At 51.0% G+C, this 1,779-nt stretch carries 2 protein-coding genes; both read left to right on the top strand.

The genetic code is table 11. The features are described 5' to 3' along the window. The first annotated feature begins 341 nt into the window (after positions 1-341). The gene (locus tag HWQ67_RS17605) at positions 342-968 is read left to right on the top strand and encodes a hypothetical protein (protein WP_218254003.1); all 627 of its coding nucleotides are present in this window, start codon (positions 342-344) and stop codon (positions 966-968) included. 6 nt (positions 969-974) lie between these two features. Further along, positions 975-1,652: a hypothetical protein gene (locus HWQ67_RS17600; RefSeq protein WP_218254002.1), complete on the top strand. Its 678-nt coding sequence runs from the start codon at positions 975-977 to the stop codon at positions 1,650-1,652. Positions 1,653-1,779 lie beyond the last annotated feature (127 nt).

Below are 1,779 nucleotides of genomic sequence, written 5' to 3'. Positions count from 1 at the left end.
TTTTGAACTCGTAGTCTCCCCCTTCAGAAAAGAAAACAAGGGATAGGATTTTCACAGGCTTTGCCGTCGGCGGGAGCACGGGGGACGGTTTTCGCAAAGGCGACTTGTTCGCCTTTGCGGAACACCGCGCCCCCACGTCTCGCGGCCGGAGGCCGCGAAGGTATGGTGCGGCCCCCCTTTGGGGGGCCGTGCCCCCCGAGGCGGTGGCGGGCCGGGCACCGGCCGCCGCCTCGGTTGTGAGGATTTATCCGAAGGGGTCCCCAGGTGGCGGGACTCGAAGAGTCCACTTCCACCTGGGGTGTATAAATGGTATAAAGGTATAATGTCTTTCATGTATAAACATGTTTCTCAAGGTACGTGTACATGCGCTCAATGATGCTACTCGTGACGCTGTGCGGGATTATTTTGGTCATTTCGATGGTGCCGTGTTCATTGTGTATGAGACGGAGGCTAGCCGATCGCATTACCAAGGGATCGTCTGGTGGGAACAGACAATAGACAACCTGCGTAAGCAGATTCGTGGTCGGTTCAAGGTGTCGGGCAATGAGGAGTACAGCGTCGGCAAGGTTAATGACTATGATGGATGGGTAAGGTATCTCTGCAAGGGACCGACGAAGAAGGAGGGCGAGCTTCCAGACGTTGTGTGCCATCAGGCGATAGACATCGACGTCAGGAAGCGTCATGCAGAGTTTTGGGAGGAGAATCGTCGTCTCAAGGCCAAGGCCAAGGTCAATGGTTCCAAGGGTGTTATTGAGACTGTTATGCAGGCTATCAAGCCTCTTGACTTCAATGGTCAAGACGGTACGTACAAGCGCTACGAGGTAGGGCGTCATGTTGTTCAGGCCCTCAAGGAGGGCAATCGTGGCATCAATCTCTATCAGGCTCGTGGCATCTTCAATGCTGTCATGATGCGCATTGACACCAAGTTTGAGGAGTCTTTTATCGACGAATTAATATCTAAGTTTTGAGTACAAATGGTGGTCAAGCGTTATCGATCTAAGCGCAAGCGTCCGTATCAGTCCAAGCGTCGGCGTTTTAATATTGCACGTCCGATGCGTTATCGTATGCCTGTTGGTGTAACGAAGATTCAGCGGACTTTTAATTCGTCGTATTGGCAGCCATCCGCTGCAAGTACTGTTGACTTTTGGAAGCAGTTCCAATTTACCTTGGATCAGATGCCGTCATATACGGAGTTGACTCCGTTGTTTGACCAGTATAAGATCAATGCCATCAAGGTAAGGTTCGTTCCCCGTTTTGATTCGTTTGCGGGTAATGACACTACGGACATCACTCCGCCTAACATTACGAATCTTGCTGGTACGCAGTTGCACATTATCAAGGATCAGCGTACGACGATGGCTCCAGCGGGCACGTACACACGTGCTAATCTGAACACGTTTCTTGAGAACGGTAAGGTACGCAGTTACACTGGCAATCGTCCAATCACTGTGTATTTCAAGCCTGCTGTTACTCAGACTGTTGGCAACGCACAGTCATCGTTTACCTGGTCTCCGTGGCTTCAGACATCTCAGCCTGCAATTGTGCATTACGGCTTTCATGCATTTGCCTCAGACATCAACATGTCTGGCAATTTTGGCAACAGTTGGGACGTGTTTACCACGTACTATCTGATGGTCAAGGGTCTCCGGTAGGGGACCTAAAGAATAATCTTTTGAACTCGTAGTCTCCCCCTTCAGAAAAGAAAACAAGGGATAGGATTTTCACAGGCTTTGCCGTCGGCGGGAGCACGGGGGACGGTTTTCGCAAAGGCGACTTGTT

Origin of the sequence: Candidatus Magnetobacterium casense (genome assembly GCF_019173545.1) — a bacterium.
Lineage (GTDB): Bacteria > Nitrospirota > Thermodesulfovibrionia > Thermodesulfovibrionales > Magnetobacteriaceae > Magnetobacterium > Magnetobacterium cryptolimnobacter.
Note: the sequence above shows the minus strand (reverse complement) of the source record. Positions and strands in the feature narration are given on the sequence as shown.

Excerpts from the sequence above, each read along its gene's own strand:
- HWQ67_RS17600 (WP_218254002.1), top strand. The coding sequence starts at position 975 with ATGGTGGTCAAGCGTTATCGATCTAAGCGCAAGCGTCCGTATCAGTCC.
- HWQ67_RS17605 (WP_218254003.1), top strand. The coding sequence starts at position 342 with ATGTTTCTCAAGGTACGTGTACATGCGCTCAATGATGCTACTCGTGAC.